The following is a 19,974-nucleotide window of genomic DNA, read 5'->3' on the forward strand; positions in this document are numbered from 1 at the left end:
CCGTAGGATCATGCGGCGCATCGCGAAACACGGCCCAGAGCCGCGCGGAATAGACTGTCAGGATCGCCAGCACCGCGCCCAGCTGGATCACGACCTCAAACGTCTTGCCCGCGCTTTCGAAGCCGAGGAAATGGCCCGCCAACAGCAGATGCCCGGTGGAGGACACCGGGATGAACTCCGTCAAACCCTCCAGCAGACCCAGAAAGGCGGCTACGATCGTCGTGGAAGCTTCCATCAACCGCGGCGCAGGTTACGCGCCGAATCCTTGATGGCGTCATACTGGCCCGACGGCCGGAAGCGCCAGAGGTACTCCGGCAGCACGGCGGTTATCGCGGTGGGTTCAATGCCCAGATCGGCAAACCCTTTCGCGTCCTCGGCAACGACATTGTCGCGTGACAGGTTCTTGACCTGATCCCGGGTGAGCATCGTGTTGGAAAACAACCCGAATGTGACCGCCTGCAGCATATCGAAGGAGAAGGCCATCAGGCGGCCCATCCACATCGGCATTCCCAGAACCAACCGCTTCCGGTTCACGATCTTCAGCATCCGCTGCATGAGCCCCTTGAAGCTATCCACATCGGGTCCGCCCAGCTCGTAAATGCCGGGCGCGGCGCGGCCGGTCACGGCAGCTTCGGCAGCCTGTGCCACATCGTCCACATAAACCGGCTGAAACCGTGTTTTGGCCCCCACCAGCGGGATCGCCGGGCTGATCCGGGTCATCCCCGCAAAGCGGTTGAAGAACGCGTCTTCCGGCCCGAAAATGATGGAGGGGCGCAGAATGACAGCCTGCGGCATATGGCGCAGGACACCGGCCTCGCCTTCCGCCTTTGTTCGTGCGTAATCGCTTTCCGCGTCCATATCGGCCCCGATGGCAGAGATCTGGACCAGCCGGGCGACACCCTCTTCCGCCGCGATCCGCGCCACGCGTTCAGCGCCTTCGGACTGAACCGCATCGAACCCGTTCTTGCCGCTTTCGGTAAGGATGCCGACACAGTTGACCGCCGCGTCCGCACCCTGCATCGCAGCCCTGACGGAGGCATCGTCCCGGATATTGCACAGGATCGGCTCGACCTGCCCCACGACACCATAGGTCCGCACGAACAGCGCTTCGTTCGGGCGCCTCACGGCCACCCGCACACGCCACCCCGCCTTTGCCATACGGCGCGCGATATATCGCCCGACGAACCCCGAACCGCCGTAGATCGTCACGAGCTTGGACATCGAAAGCCTCCTGCGCATGCTTGCGTTCGGGACCGATGTACCCCCGCGCCCCCCGCCGGACAAGGCGAATTGTACCCCTGCGCAGCGCGACGGTCGGTCATGCCCGCAAAGATCTGCCGCTTTTGCCCATATCGCCACAATATGCGATTGACAGCCCGGCCAGACATCCCTAAATCCCGCCCTCACGACACCTGCCCAGGTGGCGGAATGGTAGACGCGCTAGCTTCAGGTGCTAGTACTGGCAACGGTGTGGAGGTTCGAGTCCTCTCCTGGGCACCAATTTTCGAGACAAATTTCCGCTCCCGCGACGTGTTTCGCAGCCTTTCCGCCTGACGTGCGCTCGGCTGCCCCACTTGTACGCCCTTCTTCGAACGCCATATCCCTATTCTAAGCCTGAAACGAATGTTGAGGTTGGATATGGGATATCTGAAAACGGCAGTTCTGATGGCCGCGATGACGGCGCTTTTCATGGGCGTGGGTTACCTCATCGGTGGCGCGGGCGGCACCTTGATCGCCTTCGTGGTGGCGGCCGGGATGAACGCATTCACATGGTGGAACTCGGACCGGATGGTGCTGCGCATGCACAACGCGCAGCCCGTTACGCCGGGGGATCGACTCGGGTTGCATGACATGGTTTCCCGGCTTGCCCAAAACGCGGGCATGCCGGAGCCCAAGGTCTACCTGATCGACACGCCCCAGCCCAACGCCTTCGCGACAGGCCGCAACCCCGAGAATGCCGCAGTAGCAGTAACATCCGGCCTGCTCCGGAGCCTTGACCGGGAGGAGCTGGCAGGCGTCATCGCGCATGAACTTGCGCATATCCGCAACCACGATACAGCGATCATGACCGTTACCGCCACTTTCGCCGGTGCGATCTCCATGCTTGCCAATTTCGCGTTTTTCTTCGGCGGCGCGCGGGAGCGGCTGGGGCTGATGGGGACATTGATGATGATGTTCCTTGCACCGCTCGCCGCGGCACTGGTGCAAATGGCGATCAGTCGGAACAGGGAATATGCAGCGGATAAGGCCGGTGCGGAAATCTGCGGCGAGCCGCTCTGGCTTGCCTCGGCGCTTGAGAAAATTGCAATGGGTGAGAGTCGGATCGACAATCACGCGGCAGAGCGGAACCCCGCAACTGCCCATATGTTCATCATCAATCCACTGCATGCGCACAAGCATGACAACCTGTTCGCGACCCACCCCGCCACCGAAAACCGGATCGCGGCCTTGCGTGCCATGTCAGATGAACCCACAAAAAACAGGCACTTGCGCCAACCTGTTGATAGCGCGTTGCCCAAGGTTGGGAAGCGGCAGCGGAAAGGGCCGTGGAAATGATCCCGGTGCGGAGGTGCTAATCGAGCTTTCGGCGCATTAGCCCAAGGGCGCGCGGGCATTCACTCGCGCCGATAACCGGCAGGGTATCCGCTAGCCGGCAGTCACCCCCTGAACGTGGTAGCCCTCGACCCGCGTCGCGATCAACCTGCGCAAGCGTGCCGTATCCGCGTCGGTAATCGCGTTCTGCAATTCTCGCAGCATCGAAGCCACTTCGATCTGGCTCAACATACCCTCCTGCGCCCGCAGGATTTTGGCATGGGGCGTGGGAAGGAGGCTATCGTCATCGATAAGCAACTCTTCGTAAAGCTTTTCGCCGGGCCGAAGTCCGGTGACCTTTACCTCGATATCGCCCTCCCCGGTGACGGGGTCTTTCACCTTTAGTCCGGACAGCGTGATCATGCGATGCGCGATGTCGATGATCTTCTGCGGCTCGCCCATATGGAGCACGAAAACATCACCGCCGGTAGCATATGCCCCCGCCAAGAGCACAAGACGGGCCGCTTCGGGAATGGTCATGAAAAACCGCGTCAAGTCCTTATGTGTCACGGTGACAGGGCCACCACGGGCGATCTGTCGCTGGAATAGCGGCAGGACCGAGCCGGAGGAACCCAGCACGTTGCCAAACCGGACCATGGCGAATTTGGTCGTGCGGTTGCGGGTCTGGGTATCTTGTACCACCAGCTCGGCCATGCGCTTGGTCGCGCCCAAGATGTTGGTGGGGCGCACCGCCTTGTCGGTCGATACCAGAATGAACCGTTCCAGCTTGGCCTCGGCGGCAGCTTCGGCCACCACCTGCGTGCCGATGACATTGTTACGCGCAACCTCAACCTCATTATCTTGGACAAGTGGCAGATGTATATAAGCCGCTGCGTGAAGAATGATGTCCACCTCTTCTTCCGCGATGACGCCAGCCACACGTTCTTTGTTAGTGATGGACCCCAACTTTGCATGAATGGGAATACCCATGGACTTTGCTTCGGCCTGCAATTCTTGATCGATCGAGTAGAGCTGGAATTCACCCTGCTCGAACAGGATGATCCGGGCGGGATTGCAGTTGAGCAATTGGCGGCAAAGCTCCGATCCGATAGCCCCCCCAGCCCCGGTTACCATCACCACGCGGCCCGCATAGGTCTTGGCAATTTCAGGCGTATCGAGTGCAACTTTGTCGCGGCCCAGCAGTTGATCCGGGGCAACCGTGCGCAGGCTCTGAACGAGACCTTTGCCTGACATCATCTCGATGTAGGAAGGCAGAACCTGAACTTCGACATCATAAACCTTGAGCTTTGAAATCAGTTCGTGGCGGCGCTCCACCGGCATCGACGGAACCGCGAGAAGGATCTGCTGAATTCCCCGCGCGTCGATGAGTTTCGCCAGTTTATCGGGCCCATGGACCGGCAGACCTGCGACCATCAGACCATGCAGATTGGGGTTGTCGTCGATAAAGAAAACCGGTCGCGCTTCGCTTGCCTGCCTTAACGCGGCAGCAAGTTGAATGCCCGCAGCCCCCGCCCCGTAGATCGCAACCGGCTTTCGGTCTCCGCCCCGTTCAGCCAGGTTACGCAACAAGGCCAGCCCGCCGAGCCGGGCCGAAATCGCGAAGATATAAAAGAAGAGACCCGACAGCAGGGGAACGGACCGGGGGGCAAACAGGTCCATCATATAGCTCAGCAAGATCGCGCTGACAGCCAGCAGCAGCGCCGCAAGACCGATGTTCGACATTGAATGAGTGTCAAACGCGTTGAGCTTGATCCTGTGCAGGCGCAGCGCCCAAATGATCCCCGCCCCCCATAGGGTGAGCACGGGAAACAGGACCCAGCTATCGGCGACCGGTATCCAGGGGGTGGCTGACCCGTATCGCAGCGCAAAGGCACAATAAAGTGAGAGGGGGACAAGGAGGGTATCGACGGCCAGAAAAATGGCCCGTTTCTTTGCCCGGGAAAGGTCGTGAATGTCAGTCGGTTTCATCGTCAATTCTTGTCTTTGTGGATAATAAGTAATCTAAAGCGCGTGTTTGACCATCGCATTTTTGTGAAATTACTTCTCCAGTTAATCCAATATCTCGAAACGGTTCACGACCGGTAGAAGTGGAAGAACCAAGGTTTTGCGGTGAGTCAAATAAAGAGTGCTATATATGCATTAGTGATATTTATGCAACATACTATCATTTACAACCTATGATTACCAAAGCTTATCGCCACACACGCGATGACTGCGAATCACACCGAACAACCAGTATCGCATAAACCATCTATGCTTCATGGATAACCCCGTGCGGGACCTTTGGCAAAGCGACCCTACGGCGCTTCAGGGGTACCGGCAAAACTTCGTACCGTTCGCAAGGCCCCCTCCAGAGCAATGCCGTCACTGTCCTGTAGTGCAGCTTCGCGAAGGCGAGCGATCCACTGGGCGGCATCCTCCCGCCCTTCGACGAGGTCCACGGCGTTCACCACCGTGTCGAACTTCGCAAGCCCCCGGGCATGGGTATCGGAGTAGCCTTTGATCAAACGTCGGCATTTGATCATCTCGACCGCCAGATCGTAGTCGGATGCACTACGCGCCAGACTGCGGTCGAGCCAATCGTGAAGATGCAGCGTTTCAACTTCGTGACGGCGTGTGCGCAAACGGTATTTCTTCAGCCCCCCGAGGAAATGCAGCAGCGTGAAAGCGGGGAAGGTATCCGTGCGCAGCCGCCGCACCCGCCCGAACCACCGCTCGGTTCGCGCCATGGCGCGTGGATTTGCCTCAAGCCGCCTTCCCCAACGGGCGGGCAGCAGTCCGGCAATTTCTTCGGCCCGGGGGTGAAAGTATTCGGTGACCTGCATCACCTGATCGTCGCCCAGGCCCATTTCGCGCTCGATCCTGCTTCGACGGGGGGCGCGGGTTTTCAGGTCAGCCACGCGGATGATATCGTCATAGGCCATGGCATTGGCGATGTATTTCGCCGCGTTCAGCGAAAGCTTCCAGCCGCGCGCCTCCTCATCGCAGATGAGAACCCGTTCCAGCCGGTCGAGGTAGAGCCCGCCGTAAGCGCAATCCTGAAAATTTACGACCTTGCGCAGCCCCGCCAGAGCCATTTCGCTCACCTCCACCGGGAAGACAGCGGCACGGTCCCGCAGCGCCCGCCAGTCGGATAGCAGCGCATCAGGGCCAATCATTCCGTCGGTATCCGCCTCGCCGACGGCAAGGTGATCACCCTCCACGGGAAGACGCGCCGCCGTAGGCTCAGGATCGGTCGCCACGATACAACCCTTCTCCGGAACCGCTCCGGTCGCGGCATCATGTCCGGCTGCAAAGGCACGAAGGGAGGCTTCGACGCCCTTGCCACTGCGGCGAATGGCATCCTCGAAGGCATCGCGAGAGAACGGCAACGCGGAAGACCCCGCCAGTGCGCCGAAAAGCGATGCCGAGATGACCGAGCCGCGCTCCACCGCGAGCCTGTCCATGTCTGCAAGGATCAGTCGCTGCGCGGCCACCTCTGCTGCGGCGCGGACCTCTTCGGCCTTGGCGATCCCGTCGCCCGGAACCACTTTCTCGCTCACCGCAAGGGCGCGATGGGTGGAGCCGATCAAGGTTGTGCGGTCAGGCGTGACAAAGCCGCGCAACACGGCGCGGCCCACTTCCATCATCTCCGAAGCGATCAGGATGTCGACGTCCCCCGCTGCGGGTGCGAGGGCAAAGACCGGCTGGCGTGAACCTTCGGGGGCCATTTCGATGTAATATATCGTTGCCCCGGTACGCTGGGCCACGCCGGCCACGCTGGTGGCCTGACAGGCATAGCCCTGCGCGCGGGCCACCGATTCAATCCAGCTTGTCAGTACGCCACCGCCCTGTCCGCCCACGGCCATGACGGCGAGTTTGATGATACCGTCCAAACCGACGCCCGGGGCCGCTGGGGGTCTCATGCCGCGCTGTCCATCCGCAGCCGGATCCTGTCGCGCCGGGCTTGCAGCCAATGAATGAACTTCATCCGTATCCCCGCCCGCCACATTTCGAATCGGCCCGGGTTATGAACGATATCCGCACGATAGAACGAAGGACACAGAACCGCCGCATCCGCCACTTCGCCGCAGTTGCCACAGCCCACACATGTCTGGTCGATATGGGCGACGGGATCGTCGCGCAGCGGATCGTCCAACTTTTTGAGCGACAGCGAGGGGCATCCTGACAGCCGGATGCAAGCGTGATCCCCCGTACACACATCCGCGTCTACGCCGAACCGGGGGACATCGACGCGCCTGCCCTCGCGAATTGCAGCGGCGCGTTGCGGCTTTTCCCGCCGCTGCCGGTTCAACATGCATTCGGAGGACATGACGATCACCTTCGGCCCGGCATATTCGGTCGTCAGCGCCTCTTTCAGCGTATCCCGCACCCGGCCTACATCGTATGTGTTGTCGATCTGCCGGATCCACTTGACGCCCACGCCTTCAAGCGCGGCTCGGATCGGGTTGTTCGTGCTCTTGCTGTCGTTCTGGGCACGCGAAGACAGCACATCCTGCCCGCCCGTCGCGGCGGAATAATAATTGTCGACGATCACTGCGACACTGTCGGACTTGTTGAACACCATGTTCCCGATGGAGGAAGACAACCCGTTGTGCCAGAACCCGCCATCCCCGAGGATGGAAATGGCCCGCCGTTCACCGCCCCCGTCGAAGGCCGCGTTGGAGGCGGGGCCCAGCCCGTAGCCCATGGTGGAGCCGCCGATTTCGAAGGGGGGCAGGCAGGCAAAGAGATGGCACCCGATGTCGCCGGTGATCTGATGCTTGCCCAATTCCTGTTCGACCAGCTTCATCCCGGCAAAGATCGGTCGTTCCGGGCAACCGGTACAAAATCCCGGCGGGCGGATCGGCACGGTCTGGGACAGATCGGGTATCTCGGGCGCTTCGGCATTCGGAGCGCGTACATTGCCGGGCAACAGTGCCGGGGCCGCTTCTTTCAGAAATGTCGTCAGCCCATCCAGCATGATCTGCCCGGTATATTCCCCCGCCATCGGCAGGACGTCCTTGCCATGCAGCTTGACGGAGCGCCCCGCCCTGTAAAGATAGCTGGCAAGCTGTTGCTCGATATGATCAGGCTGGCCCTCCTCCACCACGAGCACATGGGACTTGCCCTCGCAGAAGGCGTCGAACTCGTCCCTCACGATGGGATAGGTGACGTTGAGCACATACAACGGGACCTCTGTCTCGCCGTAGAGATCGGCGAGGCCCAGCCGTTGCAGCGCGCGGATGACCGTGTTGTACATCCCGCCCTGCAATACGATGCCCAGCGACGCCTCGTCCGGGCCGAACACCTCGTTCAACCCGTTTTCCGTGATGAACTTCTCGGCTGCGGGCCAGCGGTTCTTCACCTTGTCCTGTTCATGAAGGTAGGACATTGGCGGCAACACGACGCGGTTGAAGTCCGATCGTGGATTGGCCACCGCTTCCGCCACCGTCAGGGGCGGGCGCTGGTTGTCGCGGGTCGCAAAGCTGCCGGTGACATGGCAGGACCGAATGCGCACCGTCAGCATCACCGGCGTATTGCTTGCCTCGCTCAGTTCGAACCCGTCCTTCACAGCCTTGGTGATGCTGGGGAGGTTGGGGCGCGGATCGAGCATCCAGAACTGTGACTTCATGGCAAACCCGTGGGAGCGTTCCTGCATGATGCTGGACCCCTCACCGTAGTCTTCGCCGACGATCACCAGCGCGCCCCCCGTCACCCCGGAGGACGACAGATTGGCCAGCGCATCCGACGCCACGTTGACCCCCACGGGGCCCTTGAACGTCACCGCTCCCCGTATCGGATAATGCACCGACGCCGCCAGCATCGCCGCTGCCGCGGCCTCGCTCGCATTGGCCTCGAAACGTACGCCGAGTTCGGCCATCAGTTCCTCGGCGTCCGCCAGCACATCCATCAGGTGGCTGATGGGCGCGCCCTGATATCCGCCGACGTAGCCCACCCCGTTTTCCAGCAAGGCCTTGGTGATCGCGAGTATCCCCTCCCCGGTGAAGACATCGCTCTCACCCTTGCGCAGGTGCTCCACCTCGGCCTTGAAGGAACGTTCCGCCATCGCTTCCCCCGTCAGAAATCGTGTTTGCGGATGTTGCGCAGCATGGTCTTCAGCGTTCCGACGAAAGCGGTCTTTTCCTCTTCGCCGATGCCCTTGAACATGGCGTTGTAGGATTCCTCCATATGGGGCCAGAGCTTTGCATAGGCCTCCTGCCCCGCCGGGGTCAGGTAGACGCGGGTGGCCCGGCTGTCGTCGGGGTCGGTCTGCCTGCGGATCAGCCCGTCCCGGTGCAGGGCGTCCAGCGCGCGGCTCAGCGTGCTTTGCTGAACGACCGCATAGACGGCGAGCTCACGGATCAGGATCCCGTCGATCACCGACAGAACGGCAAGAGACCGCATCTGCGGCGTCGTCAGGCCCAGCTTCGCCATCTCTGCCGAAATCGACGCGTTGTAGCGCCCCATGATGCGGTTCATCAGGTAGGGAGCGAAGTTTTCCAGCCCCATTTCCGCCAGCCGGCGCGCGGCGGCGGGCGATACCTCTCTCTGTTGCGTCATAACGGCCTAGACCTTCGGAACCAGTGCGAGCGCGCGGATCGGGCTGCCTGTCCCGTTCTTGATCTTGAGCGGTGCTGCTATCAGGATGGCGCCCTTGGCGGGCAGCTTGTCCAGATTTGCGAGGCTGGCGAGGCCGAAGCAATTGTCGCGGTGCAAGAGGTTATGGGCCGGATAGGGCCGCTCCATCCCGCCGGCCTGACCCGCATCGGTACCGATGCATTGCGTGCCCCATCCGACGATCTTCTTGCCCAGCAGGTATTCGATGCAATCCGGGGTCGGCCCCGGGCTGTGGGGCCCGGTGTCGTCGGCGTTGAGAAAATCGGCCTCGCTGTCCGCGCGGCGATCCCAGTCCGTACGCATGACGACCCATTCCCCTGCGTTGATCTCGCCGTGTTGGGCCTCCCACTCCTTCACGCCATCGGCGGTCAGCAGAAAGTCTTCGTTCTCCGCGCTTTGCTTCGAACAATCGATCACGTTGACCGGCGCGACCAGCCGCTGCACATCCAGCGTGTCGGTATAACCGTCGGCATGATCCCTGCCGGTGATCCAGTGATGGGGCGCGTCGAAATGGGTGCCTGAATGCTCCCCCAGCTTTAGCCAGTTCCAGGCAAAGAACGGGCCGTCGTCGTCATATTCGCTGATCTTGTGGATCTCGACCTTCGGGGTGGTCTTGGCGAAATCGGGCGGCAACTGAAGGATCGGCGTATCAGGTCCCAGCACGCCGGAACAATCCACGACCTCGATACTGCCGGAGGCCAATAACCTTCCGAACTCCTGCATGGTTTCCGCTGACGTCATCGCCGTTCCTCCCCGTTGCGGTCCGCCTGCCGGTCTGCCGCCTTGTGTGCCACCGGCGATCATTGCCGGATGATAGCAAATTTATATGCGTTTGCAATTATCTTCCTCAACGTCGCGCCTCCCCGCGCAACAGGGAGAAGTTCCCCCCTCACCTCGACAAAATCTCCAGAAAGTTCAGAGGCCTCAATTGACGATGGACTGCCGCGAACCATGATTCACTACAATCCCCGCGAAATTTCAGCCCCAGGCTTCAGGAGAACGCCGATATGAAACAGCACCGCCTATCCCAAGTAAAGAGCATGGCACGTTCCGTCCGCGAAGGGCGTCTGGACCGCCGCGAATTCATGGCGCTCGCCAGTATCTGGGGCATGAGCGCCTCGGCGGCCGCCGGTCTGCTGGGCGCCTCGGCAAGCCCCGCTGCCGCACAGGAGCCCAAGAAGGGCGGCGTGCTGCGCATCGGCCAGCAGATCCTCGATATCAATGATCCGCGCACCTATGACTGGCCGCAGAAGTCGAACGTCGCCCGGCAATTCTGCGAACCCCTCGTCCGGTGGGAGGCTGACGGGTCTTTCTCTCCCTCGCTGCTTTCGGGGTGGGAGGTCAGCGACGATGCCAAGACCTATACGCTGTCGGTCAACACGAAAGCCGTCTGGAACAACGGGGACCCTTTCACCGCTGACGACGTGATCTTCAACATTCGCCGCATGGCCGATGCGACCGCCGAGGGCAATTCCATGGCCGCGCGTCTGGCTGCACTGCGCGAAGGCGATGCGACGCAGGCCGCCGATTCCGCGATCGAGAAAGTCGATGAGCAAACCGTGCGCCTTAACCTTTTCATGCCCGACATCACGCTCATCCCGTCGTTCGGCGATTACCCCGCGCTTTGCGTCCACCAGTCCTTCTCCGGTCAGTTGCAGGACAATCCCATCGGCACCGGTGGCTTCGAACTGGTGTCCTTTTCCATCGGGGACAAGGCCGTGCTGAAACGCCGCGAAGACGGCAAGTGGTGGGGCGGCGAAGTCTACCTCGACGGGCTGGAATTCATCGACCTCGGCAATGACGACACCGCCTTCATCGCGTCTTTCGAGGCGGATGAGATCGATATGAACGACGAAACCGCCAGCAACATAGAAGAGGTCTTCAACGCGCTTGGTCTTCAGCGGGGCGTTGCCCTGACCGCGACGACCGCGGTCGCCCGGATGAACGTCAAGGCGGCGCCCTTCGACAACCAGACCCTGCGCAACGCCGTGCAGATCGGCGTGGACAACGAATTGGTAACGGAATTGGCGATTGCCGGGCTGGGGTCCGTGGCCGACAATCACCATGTCGCCCCCGTTCACCCCGAATATGCCGAAGTCCCGCGCAAACCCCATGATCCGGCGCTCGCCAACGAGATGCTGACCGAATCCGGGAATGCCGATACGGAGATTGAACTCATCTCCATCGATGAGGGCGAGTTGAAGGATTTCGCCGACAGCGTAGCAGCGCAACTGCGGGACGCGGGTTTCAACATGACCCGGCGCACCCTGCCCGGGGCCACGTTCTGGAACGACTGGACGAAATACCCCTTCTCCACCACGTCATGGGGCGGGCGTCCGCTGGGTGTGCAGGTCTATGCCGTGGCCTACAAGACAGGCGAAGCGTGGAACGAAACCGGCTATTCCAACCCGGAGTTCGATGCAAAGCTGAACGAGGCGCTGGGCATATTCGATCCCGATCAGCGCCGGCCCCTCATGGCGGAACTGGAACAGATGTTGCAGGACAGCGGCGTGATCATCCAGCCCTACTGGCGCGAACTGGCCATGCACCATACGGACCGCGTGCAGAATTACGTCCGCCATCCGCTGCGTGAAATGCATCTGGAAAAGGTCTGGCTGGAAAGCTGAAGGACCACGGCCCCGACCGCGAACCGGTCGGGGTCACCCCCGCCTTTCGGCAAGGATCATATCCGCCGCCTTTTCGGCGATCATGATGACGGGCGACGCCGTGTTGCCCGACACGATTTTGGGCATGATCGAAGCGTCCACCACACGCAGGCCCGCGATGCCGCGGACTTTCAGCGTGGTATCGACCACCGCGTCAGGGTCGCTCCCCATCCGGCAGGTGCCGACGGGATGAAAGATCGTGGTGGCGATATCCCCCACCTTTTCCAGAAGCGATGCCTCGTCATCGTACCCGGGACCCGGCAAAAGCTCCTTCGGGCTGTAGGGCGCCAGCGCGCGGGCGGTCATCAGTTTGCGCGCCTGCCGGACGGAGGCCACCGCCACCATCCGGTCCCTTTGCGCCGAGAGGTAGTTCAAGGCAATGTCCGGCTGCTTCGATTGCGCGCGGGAGGTGACGTGGCTGGCCCCGACGCTGTCGGGCCTCAAGTTGCACACGGAAACCGTGATTGCCGGATAGGGGTGCAGCGGGTCGCCCAGCTTGTCCGTGGAAAGCGGCTGCACATGATATTCAAGGTCCGGCGTTTCCATCGCGGGGTCGCTGCGGGTGAACATGCCGAACTGACTGGGCGCCATCGACAGCGGCCCACTGCGGCGCCACGCATATTCCAGCGCCATACGCGCCTTGCCCCATGGGCTGTTGGCAAGCTCGTTCAGCGTGCGCGTCCCGCTCACGCCGAAGACCGTCCTGATCTGAAGGTGATCCTGAAGGTTCTCGCCCACCCCCGGCAGATCGTGCAGCGGTTCGATCCCCAGCGATGACAAGCGGTCCGACTGGCCGATGCCCGACAGCTCCAGCAGCTTGGGCGAATTGATCGCACCCGCCGCCAGAATGACCTCGGCCCGGGCGGAAACCCGGTGCTCCTGCCCGCCACGCTCATAGGTGACGCCCGTCGCCCGCTGATCCTTCAGGGTGACGCCTGCTACATGGGCTTCGGTCACGACTTTGAGGTTGGGCCGGTTCTTGACCGGGGTGAGAAATGCCTTCGCCGTGTTCCAGCGCCATCCGCCCTTCTGGTTCACCTCGAAGAAACCCGATCCTTCGTTCGTACCGCCGTTGAAGTCGTCGGTGGGCAGAATGCCGAACTCCTCCGCGCCGCGCTGAACCGCATGCAGAATATCCCAGGTGAGCCGCTGGCGGGTGACCTTCCATTCGCCGCCCGCGCCGTGCAGATCGTCGCCGCCGGCGTGGTGGTCTTCCACCCGTCTGAAGTAGGGCAGCACGTCGTCCCAGCCCCAACCAGCGTTACCCATCTGGCGCCAGCGATCATAGTCAGCCGCCTGCCCGCGCATGTAGATCATCCCGTTGACGGAGGAGCATCCCCCCAGCACCTTGCCCCGGGGATAGGTCAGGCTGCGCCCGTTCAACCCCGCTTCGGGGGCGGTTTTCATCATCCAGTCGGTGCGTGGGTTGCCGATGCAGTAAAGATAGCCGATCGGCACATGCACCCAATGGTAATTGTCGCGTTTGCCCGCCTCCAGCAGCAGAACGCGCGTGGCCGGGTCAGCCGAAAGACGGTTGGCCAACACGCAGCCTGCCGTGCCCCCACCCACGATGACGAAATCGAATGTCTCTGCCCCAGGCGCATCCTTCATGGGGAGGGACACCCGCGCGCGGCCTTATGCCCCCTCGCCCGCGTCAAAACCTGTAGAACGCCGCGGCGGTATCGTGAAACACCTGACGCAACGCCGTCTCATCGGACCCTACCTGCCCTTTCACGAAATCCACGAGATCGGGATAAGTCAGGTGCAGCCGGTCCACCGGGAAATTACTGCCGAACATGCACCGTTCCGGCCCGAAGGCCCCGAGCAGGGTCTGGGTGACATCGGCGGCCACCTTGCCGAGGTCGGACTTGAAATACATGGCATAGCCCGAAAGCTTCACCTGAACGTGGGAAAGCTCCGCCAGAGCCGCAATACCATCGGACCAAAGCGCCAGCCCCTCATCTGAATGGTCATAGGGGCACCCGAGATGTTCGAGCACGACCGGAATGTCCGGGTGATCCGCCAGCAGTTCCGCCGCCTGCCGCAACTGCCCCGGATAGGCCATCAGGTCGAACGAAAGCCCCAGATCGCTCAGCATGGCGAACTGGGAGCGCCATGTCAGATCGTCCAGCATGTTGCGCTTGAGGAAGCTCATATCCGGGCGGTCAGGCAGATGCGCGATGATCTGGCGGATACCCCGCATGTTGGGGTGCTCCATATGCCGCTGGGCCTGCTCGGCAAACGTTCCGGCAGCCAGATCGGCAAAAGCCACGATCATCACCGGAAAACCGGCCTCATCCGATTGGCGCTGGATATAGGCCGTTTCCTTGACTGGATCGGGGATCTTCGGATCGGCCTGAATATGGACCGACCCGCGCATCTGCCGCGGCTGGGGTTCATCCCGGAACTCGGCCAGCAGATAATCGCGCTGGATCGGGGTCGGATCGCCAAAGGGTTTGGGCGCACCGATATCACGCAGCCAGCCATATCCCATGTCGTCGGGATCGCTCTCCGGTGCCCAGAGATGGTGATGCGCATCAAGAAGGGGAAAATTATCGGTCATGTCGGCTCAAATCTTGCAACGCCTGCGCCACCCGGTCGAGACCTTTCTGCAGATTGGCCCCCGTCCCCCCGCCCACACCCAACCGGATATGCCGGGGCAGACCGTAGGCACTGCCCGGCAGCAGGAAGGTTCGATAGGGCTCGGCCAGCAAGGTCTTTGCTAAGCGATCCGGGTCCAATCCCGCGGGCAGACGCGCCAGCCCGATCAATCCGGCAGCGGGTGGCACCCACTCCAGCCCCGGCTGTGCCGCCACCCAGTCGCTCATCGCATCAAGGTTACGGCGCCCTTCGCAGCGGGCCTTTTCCATCGCGGGCGCATAGCGTTCGGGGCGCAGGGCAATCTCCGCGATGACCTCGCCCATTATGTTCATGATCTCGGATGCGTTTTCGCGAAGGATCAGCGCATCACTCATCAGCTCGGCGTCTCGGCAGATGAGCCACCCCGTCCGCAACCCCTGCAGGCCCAGCGCCTTGCTGACCGAACCGGTGGTGATGCCCCGTTCGTAAACCCCGGCGACGGAAGGCGTGCGGGGGCCCGCCCATTCCAGCCCGGCATAAACCTCGTCGATCAGCAGCCAGGCACCGGCGCTGCGCGCGATATCGACAATCTGATCCACTTCGTCCGCGGTCAGCAAATGGCCCGTCGGGTTGTTCGGATTGGTCAGGAAGATCATTCGGGTTTCCGATGAAACTGCGTCGGCCAGCGCCCCCATCGGCAGCGCCCAACCATCTTCTTCCCGGCGGGTGATCTTGGTGATGCGCGCGCCGATGGCCTTTGTCAGCACCTCCGCCTGCGGCCAGCCGGGGGTTTCGAGCACGATCTCATCCCCCGGCTGAAGGGTCTGCATGATCGCCAGATAATTCGCCTCAGCGGCCCCGGCAGTGATCAGCACATCTTCCTGCGTGCACCGCTCCGCCAGACCGGCGTTGGTCAGCACATGATCCCGCAATTCGGGAAGGCCCCGGAAATCCCGGTTGTTCCAGTCCAACGGCAGATCCGGGTCGAGATCGGACAGAAAATCTCCCAGCCGCGGGGATTCCGCGAGGGAGAAACCGACAACCGCTTCAGGCTCCGCTTCGGTCGTTTCCAGCAAATACTGGAACAGCGTGTGGATCTTGACTTTCAATCGCGGTCTCCTGCAACTCTCCCCCCGGGAGGACCAGTTACATGAATATGCAAGTTTCCCTGAAGGGCAAGCCCGTCCGGCTGGCCGTGCTGGACTACGGTCTTTTCGAAGTCCACGCAGGCCCACGGACCATCGGTATCTGTGGCTTCGTCGTGCAGACCGATGCCGGGGAAACCATCCTGATCGACACGGGCTTTCCGGAAAAATACGCTCGGGACGCCGCGGCCGCCACCGAAGAGGACGACCTGGGCAGCTTTGGCCGCGTCCTGTCCGTCACGCCGGAAAACCTGCCAGCGGCACAACTGGGCAAGCTGGGGCTGGCGAAGGACGATGTGACCCTCATGATCCAGAGCCACACCCACATAGACCACGTGGGCGACATGGCCGGGTTTCCCAATGCGCCGATCCTCATCTCCGCCGCGGAACGGGCGCTTCCTCGGCCGCTTTACTGGTCAGGCAAGCAGCCGATGGACTGGCCGGATGCCCGATATCACACCGTCGATGCGGACGTGACGTTGGGACCCGGGTTCGAGGTGCTGCATTGCCCCGGTCACGCGCCGGGCCAACTGGCCTTCATGGTCGATCTGCCCCAAACCGGTTGGGTGCTGCTGACGTCGGACGCGATCAGCCGCGCTTCTGAAATCGACGAAAAGTTCGCCGGCTCATGGGACGTGGCGCAGGCCATCCACCACGGGGACCGGCTGATGAAATTGGCGAATGAACGCGATGCCTTCGTGATCTTCGGTCACAGCCCGGAGCAATGGCCCGACCTCAGTAAAGCGCCGCATTGGTTCACCTGAGGCTCCTCAGCGTACATCCCGCCCCTGATTGAGGATGATGACGTTCCCGCTGGAAATATCCCCGGCAGAGGAAACGAGAAACCCGACCCAATCCGCAATCTCGCGTGCTTCCATCGCGCGACCATGGGGCATCTGCGCAATGGCACGGGCCAGAACCTCATCGCTCAACACACCGAAAAGCGGCGTTTCGGTCATCGCGGGAGCAAGCGAATTCACAGAGATCCGCGCGCTGGCGTACCGCCGCGCCAAATCCTTGGTCAGGTTGTCCAGCGCCGCCTTCGAAGCGCGGTAATGGGGCGGGTCGAAAACATCGAAATTATAGGCGCCGTTGGACGATATGTTGACGATCTTGCACACGCCGTCCCGCCCCTCCATCAGTTTGATCGCGCATTGGCAGCAATGAAATGCGGCCGAGAAGTTGAGTTTCATCTGGCGCTCGAACTCCTGCTCGGGGATTTCCGGGAATTCGGACATGAAGCAGGTGCCCGCATTGTTCACCAGCACATCCACGCCACCGTGATCCTTGCCGATCCGGTCGAAAGCCGCCGCGATTGCGCCCGCTTCCATCAGGTCGACCTCTATCGCCTGAAAGTTCGCTTCTGCCATATCCGCCAGACCGTCGGCATTCACGTCCAGCCCCATGACGTGGAGGCCGTCGTCGATCAGCCGCCGGGTTATCGCCCGGCCCATACCGCCCGCCGCACCCGTCACCACTGCTATTCTGTCCATCCGGTGCCCTCATCCCTTGGCCGCATTGACGCGGCGCCTCTGTCACTCGATAGATGTAAACGCACATATTTTACCGCGCAAGGAAACAGCATGCCCCCGCGACCCGCCCGGCGCATCACACAGACCTCTCCGAAGGATTTCGGCATGTACGCCAAGGCCGCCCGGCGCGGGGGCGACCTCATCCATCTCGAACTGGGGATGCCGGTGGAGGACACCCCAGCCCACATCAAGGAGGCGACCATTGCGGCCCTCAGAAGGGGAGAGGTACATTATTCCGACCTCCAGGGGCTGCCCGAACTGCGCGCGGCGCTCGCCCGCAAACTGCAAAGGCAGAACCTGATCGATGCATCGGCAGACGAGGTGCTGATCACGAACGGGCTGACGCAAGCCTCTTTCGCGGCCTTCATGGCTTACCTCGATGAAGGGGATGAGGTGCTCCTGCTCGGCCCCTATTATCCGCAGCACATCGGAAAGGCCGAACTTGCGGGCGCGCGCGTTGTCACCGCATCACTGGACCCGTCCGATGGCTTCAGCATTCGCCGCGCGGCGATAGAGCCGCATATCACCCCCGCCACCCGGGCCATTGCGCTAATAAATCCCTGCAATCCTACCGGCCGCGTCTACCGGAGGGAGGAGTTGGAGGTGATCGCCGAACTGGCGACCCGCCACGACCTGCTCGTGTTTTCGGACGAAGTGTACGAGGAGATCGTCTACGACGATGCACAGCATCTATCCATCGCGGCGCTGCCGGGCATGAAGGAGCGGACGATTTCCATGTTCGCCTTTACCAAGGCCTATGCGATGGACGGATGGCGGCTCGGCTATGTTGCGGCGGACGCGGCGCTGCTTGAACCCTTGCTCAAGATCACGGCGAACGAGGTGACGCACGTCAATACTTTCATCCAGTACGGCGCACTTGCAGCCGTTACCGGGCCGGGGGATGTCCTGGCCGGGATGGTCGCGCGCGACAGGGAGCGGCGCGATCTGGTGGTGGCAAGGCTCAACCAGATGCCCGGTGTCGTCTGCCCGAACGTCGAAGGGACCATTTACGCCTTTCCCGACATTTCGGGCACTGGGCCGACAGATCAGGACTGCGCCGACAGGCTGCTGGAGGAAACCGGCGTCGTTGTCGAAGCAGGCAGTTTCTACGGGGCCGCAGGCGCTGGCAGGCTGCGCGTCTGCTTCGGTTCAGCCGAACTTCCTCGCCTGACGGAGGCGATGGACAGGATGCAGGCGTTTTTCAACCGCCTATGACTTCAGAAAAAGGTGCTGCAGGGTCTCTGTCAGCCGGTCCACATGCCTGCGCTCGGTCATCGCCCCCGGGGACACCCGCAGGATCGGCCCGCGACAATCCACCAAGATCTCGCGCTCCGCCATCTGCTTCAGGATTGCCGTGGCGTCCGCACTTTCAGGCAGGCGGAACATCACGGAACCGCCGCGCCTTTCAATGTCGGGGGGGCTGGCAAGGCGCAGGGAGGTCTGCTCGGCCGCGGACAGGATTCGCGCCGTCATTTCACGGTTTGCGCGGATCAGATCGCCCTGCCGCTCTGCATGCCAGCGCAGGGCCGGAATGCTCCCCAGACAGGCCAGAACCGACGGCGTGCCGTGATCGAAACGCCGTGCGTCCGCGGCATAGGCGAAACCATTCAAGTCCCATGAGAACGGATTTTCCTGCGAAAACCAGCCGCGCAGTTCAGGTGCGCAGTCTTTCAGCAGTGAGGGATTGACCTGCAAAATCCCCGCCCCCGGTGTTCCGCAGAGCCATTTCAGCGAGGAACCCACTACGAAATCAACAGGCGTATCTTTGAGCGAAAAGGGCACGATTCCAACGCCCTGCGTGATATCAACACCGATCATGGATCCCTGTTTACGGCCATGTTCCAGCAATCGGGCCAGATCGCACCGATGCGATGATGTCGATGTCACGAAAGTCAGCAGCGCGAGGGCGACATCCCCGTCCCATGCCGCGATCATGTCTTCATCGCGCACCCAGAATTCGCCCTTGCGGATGGGAACTGTTCGCAGCTCGAAGCCAACCCGATTGGCCAGCCCGTTCAACAGGAAATGCAGGCTTGGAAAGCAATCCGCCGCGATCAGTAGGGCCTTGCCCCGCAGCCGATCCTCGGGAAGCGCGCCCAACAGGGAATAGAGCGCGGTGGTCACGTTCTCGGCACTGGTCAACGTGCCTTCGGGGGCGTCGATCAGGTTGCACCAATGGTGCAGGAACTCTTGCCGGGCCTCGAGCACACGGGGCCACTGGGCATCGTCCAGCGCCCCCCAGATGCCTGCGAACTGAGCGAGTGCCGCGCCCATTTCCTCGGCCTTGCGGGGGTATTGTCCAATGGAATGATAAAGGAAATATGCGGGATCTGTCATTCTGGGCCTTCAGTCTTTGAAGCGGACGCTAACGGGTTGCACCCCCCAAGTCCCGCTCAAAAACACTGTCTCGCTAACCCTGTTGCGCGCGCCACCCGGCGAGAGCGAAGAACCCCCCTGCCCGCCAAAACGTCCTAAAGCAGATCAACTTTCCGCGCCCTCGGAAGGCTGCTCATGGAACCGCTTTCAACAAGCGGCGTTAGGCCAACACAAGAAATTTACTTTTCGTCATGGGAGAAAGCGAATGTACGGAATCTTCTACCTCATTGGCCTCATCGTCATTGTTCTCGCCCTGTTGAACCTCATCGCCTGATACCAAGGAGGCTTGTCATGACTACATCCAACACGCCCAAATCAACCACGACGGACAACCTGTCCGACAAGGTTAAATCGACCGCAAGCAGCGCTTCCGAAAACCTGCGGAATACCGCGCAGGACGTGGCGCAGACCGTGTCGCACGAAGCGGCCAGCTATGCGGACCAGACCAAGGAAACCGCTGCCGATGAAGTGAAGAGCGTCTCTTCCGCGTTGCGGCATGCGGCGGACGACCTGCGCAGCGGC

The 19,974-nt window shown here is 61.7% G+C and carries 16 protein-coding genes, 1 tRNA gene and 1 pseudogene; 6 read left to right on the top strand and 12 right to left on the bottom strand.

Annotated elements, in window-relative coordinates:
- Positions 1 to 235: undecaprenyl-diphosphate phosphatase (locus A3728_RS07890; RefSeq protein ID WP_330220267.1), on the bottom strand; the 235-nt coding region annotated here is incomplete at its 3' end.
- Positions 235 to 1,221, bottom strand: coding sequence for a complex I NDUFA9 subunit family protein (locus A3728_RS07895; protein ID WP_067921823.1), 987 nt, complete (start codon positions 1,219 to 1,221; stop codon positions 235 to 237). The genes A3728_RS07890 and A3728_RS07895, both read right to left, overlap by 1 nt.
- Before the next feature lie 193 nt (positions 1,222 to 1,414).
- Here A3728_RS07895 and A3728_RS07900 point away from each other — a divergent pair.
- Together A3728_RS07900 and htpX are read left to right on the top strand one after the other, a co-directional pair.
- Positions 1,415 to 1,500: transfer RNA gene (locus A3728_RS07900), tRNA-Leu, on the top strand.
- Between the two features lie 138 nt (positions 1,501 to 1,638).
- Positions 1,639 to 2,556, top strand: coding sequence for a zinc metalloprotease HtpX (gene htpX / locus A3728_RS07905; protein ID WP_067921825.1), 918 nt, complete (start codon positions 1,639 to 1,641; stop codon positions 2,554 to 2,556).
- Positions 2,557 to 2,646: 90 nt separating this feature from the next.
- Here htpX and A3728_RS07910 read toward each other — a convergent pair whose 3' ends face one another.
- The 5 genes from A3728_RS07910 to A3728_RS07930 all read right to left on the bottom strand — a co-directional run bounded on the left by A3728_RS07910 (position 2,647) and on the right by A3728_RS07930 (position 9,894).
- Positions 2,647 to 4,521 (bottom strand): polysaccharide biosynthesis protein, encoded by a 1,875-nt coding sequence (locus tag A3728_RS07910; protein WP_067921827.1) that lies wholly within the window; start codon positions 4,519 to 4,521, stop codon positions 2,647 to 2,649.
- A 329-nt stretch (positions 4,522 to 4,850) separates the two neighbouring features.
- Positions 4,851 to 6,458 (bottom strand): indolepyruvate oxidoreductase subunit beta family protein, encoded by a 1,608-nt coding sequence (locus A3728_RS07915; protein WP_067921829.1) that lies wholly within the window; start codon positions 6,456 to 6,458, stop codon positions 4,851 to 4,853.
- Positions 6,455 to 8,602, bottom strand: a complete 2,148-nt coding sequence (locus A3728_RS07920) for a thiamine pyrophosphate-dependent enzyme (RefSeq protein ID WP_067921835.1) — start codon at positions 8,600 to 8,602, stop codon at positions 6,455 to 6,457. Before A3728_RS07920 ends, A3728_RS07915 begins: the two co-directional genes overlap by 4 nt.
- Positions 8,603 to 8,613: 11 nt before the next feature.
- Positions 8,614 to 9,096, bottom strand: a complete 483-nt coding sequence (locus A3728_RS07925) for a MarR family winged helix-turn-helix transcriptional regulator (RefSeq protein WP_067921839.1) — start codon at positions 9,094 to 9,096, stop codon at positions 8,614 to 8,616.
- A gap of 6 nt (positions 9,097 to 9,102) precedes the next feature.
- Positions 9,103 to 9,894, bottom strand: a complete 792-nt coding sequence (locus A3728_RS07930) for a cyclase family protein (RefSeq protein ID WP_067921842.1) — start codon at positions 9,892 to 9,894, stop codon at positions 9,103 to 9,105.
- 299 nt (positions 9,895 to 10,193) lie between these two features.
- On the opposite strand from A3728_RS07930, the gene A3728_RS07935 reads away from it, so the two are divergent.
- Positions 10,194 to 11,780 carry an ABC transporter substrate-binding protein gene (locus A3728_RS07935; RefSeq protein WP_236628134.1) on the top strand — a complete coding sequence of 529 codons (1,587 nt, stop codon included), beginning with the start codon at positions 10,194 to 10,196 and terminating at the stop codon, positions 11,778 to 11,780.
- A gap of 33 nt (positions 11,781 to 11,813) precedes the next feature.
- Here A3728_RS07935 and A3728_RS07940 read toward each other — a convergent pair whose 3' ends face one another.
- From A3728_RS07940 to A3728_RS07950, 3 genes are read right to left on the bottom strand one after another with little or no spacing between them, the layout of a single operon-like run.
- Positions 11,814 to 13,430: a GMC family oxidoreductase gene (locus tag A3728_RS07940; RefSeq protein ID WP_067921847.1), complete on the bottom strand. Its 1,617-nt coding sequence runs from the start codon at positions 13,428 to 13,430 to the stop codon at positions 11,814 to 11,816.
- A 43-nt stretch (positions 13,431 to 13,473) separates the two neighbouring features.
- A complete protein-coding gene (locus A3728_RS07945; protein ID WP_067921850.1) occupies positions 13,474 to 14,382 on the bottom strand; it encodes an amidohydrolase family protein in 909 nt (302 codons plus the stop codon).
- Complete coding sequence (locus A3728_RS07950) at positions 14,372 to 15,508, bottom strand: pyridoxal phosphate-dependent aminotransferase (protein ID WP_067921853.1); 1,137 nt, start codon at positions 15,506 to 15,508, stop codon at positions 14,372 to 14,374. The genes A3728_RS07945 and A3728_RS07950 overlap by 11 nt, the downstream gene beginning before the upstream one ends.
- 41 nt (positions 15,509 to 15,549) lie before the next feature.
- Here A3728_RS07950 and A3728_RS07955 point away from each other — a divergent pair, with 41 nt between their 5' ends.
- Positions 15,550 to 16,308, top strand: coding sequence for an N-acyl homoserine lactonase family protein (locus tag A3728_RS07955; RefSeq protein ID WP_067921855.1), 759 nt, complete (start codon positions 15,550 to 15,552; stop codon positions 16,306 to 16,308).
- A gap of 6 nt (positions 16,309 to 16,314) precedes the next feature.
- On the opposite strand, the gene A3728_RS07960 is transcribed toward A3728_RS07955, so the two are convergent.
- Positions 16,315 to 17,037, bottom strand: coding sequence for an SDR family NAD(P)-dependent oxidoreductase (locus tag A3728_RS07960; protein ID WP_082850945.1), 723 nt, complete (start codon positions 17,035 to 17,037; stop codon positions 16,315 to 16,317).
- A 90-nt stretch (positions 17,038 to 17,127) separates the two neighbouring features.
- Here A3728_RS07960 and A3728_RS07965 point away from each other — a divergent pair, with 90 nt between their 5' ends.
- On the top strand, positions 17,128 to 18,291 hold the full coding sequence (locus tag A3728_RS07965; protein WP_067921858.1) for a pyridoxal phosphate-dependent aminotransferase: 1,164 nt from the start codon (positions 17,128 to 17,130) through the stop codon (positions 18,289 to 18,291).
- Here the strand turns inward: A3728_RS07965 and A3728_RS07970 are convergent.
- Positions 18,286 to 19,413, bottom strand: coding sequence for an aminotransferase class V-fold PLP-dependent enzyme (locus A3728_RS07970; RefSeq protein WP_067921861.1), 1,128 nt, complete (start codon positions 19,411 to 19,413; stop codon positions 18,286 to 18,288). The genes A3728_RS07965 and A3728_RS07970 overlap by 6 nt on opposite strands.
- A 330-nt stretch (positions 19,414 to 19,743) precedes the next feature.
- Between A3728_RS07970 and A3728_RS07975 the strand changes: the two are divergent.
- Positions 19,744 to 19,974 (top strand): annotated as a pseudogene (locus A3728_RS07975) (hypothetical protein); the annotation flags it as partial.

Source organism: Sulfitobacter sp. HI0040 (assembly GCF_001634885.1).
GTDB lineage: Bacteria > Pseudomonadota > Alphaproteobacteria > Rhodobacterales > Rhodobacteraceae > Sulfitobacter.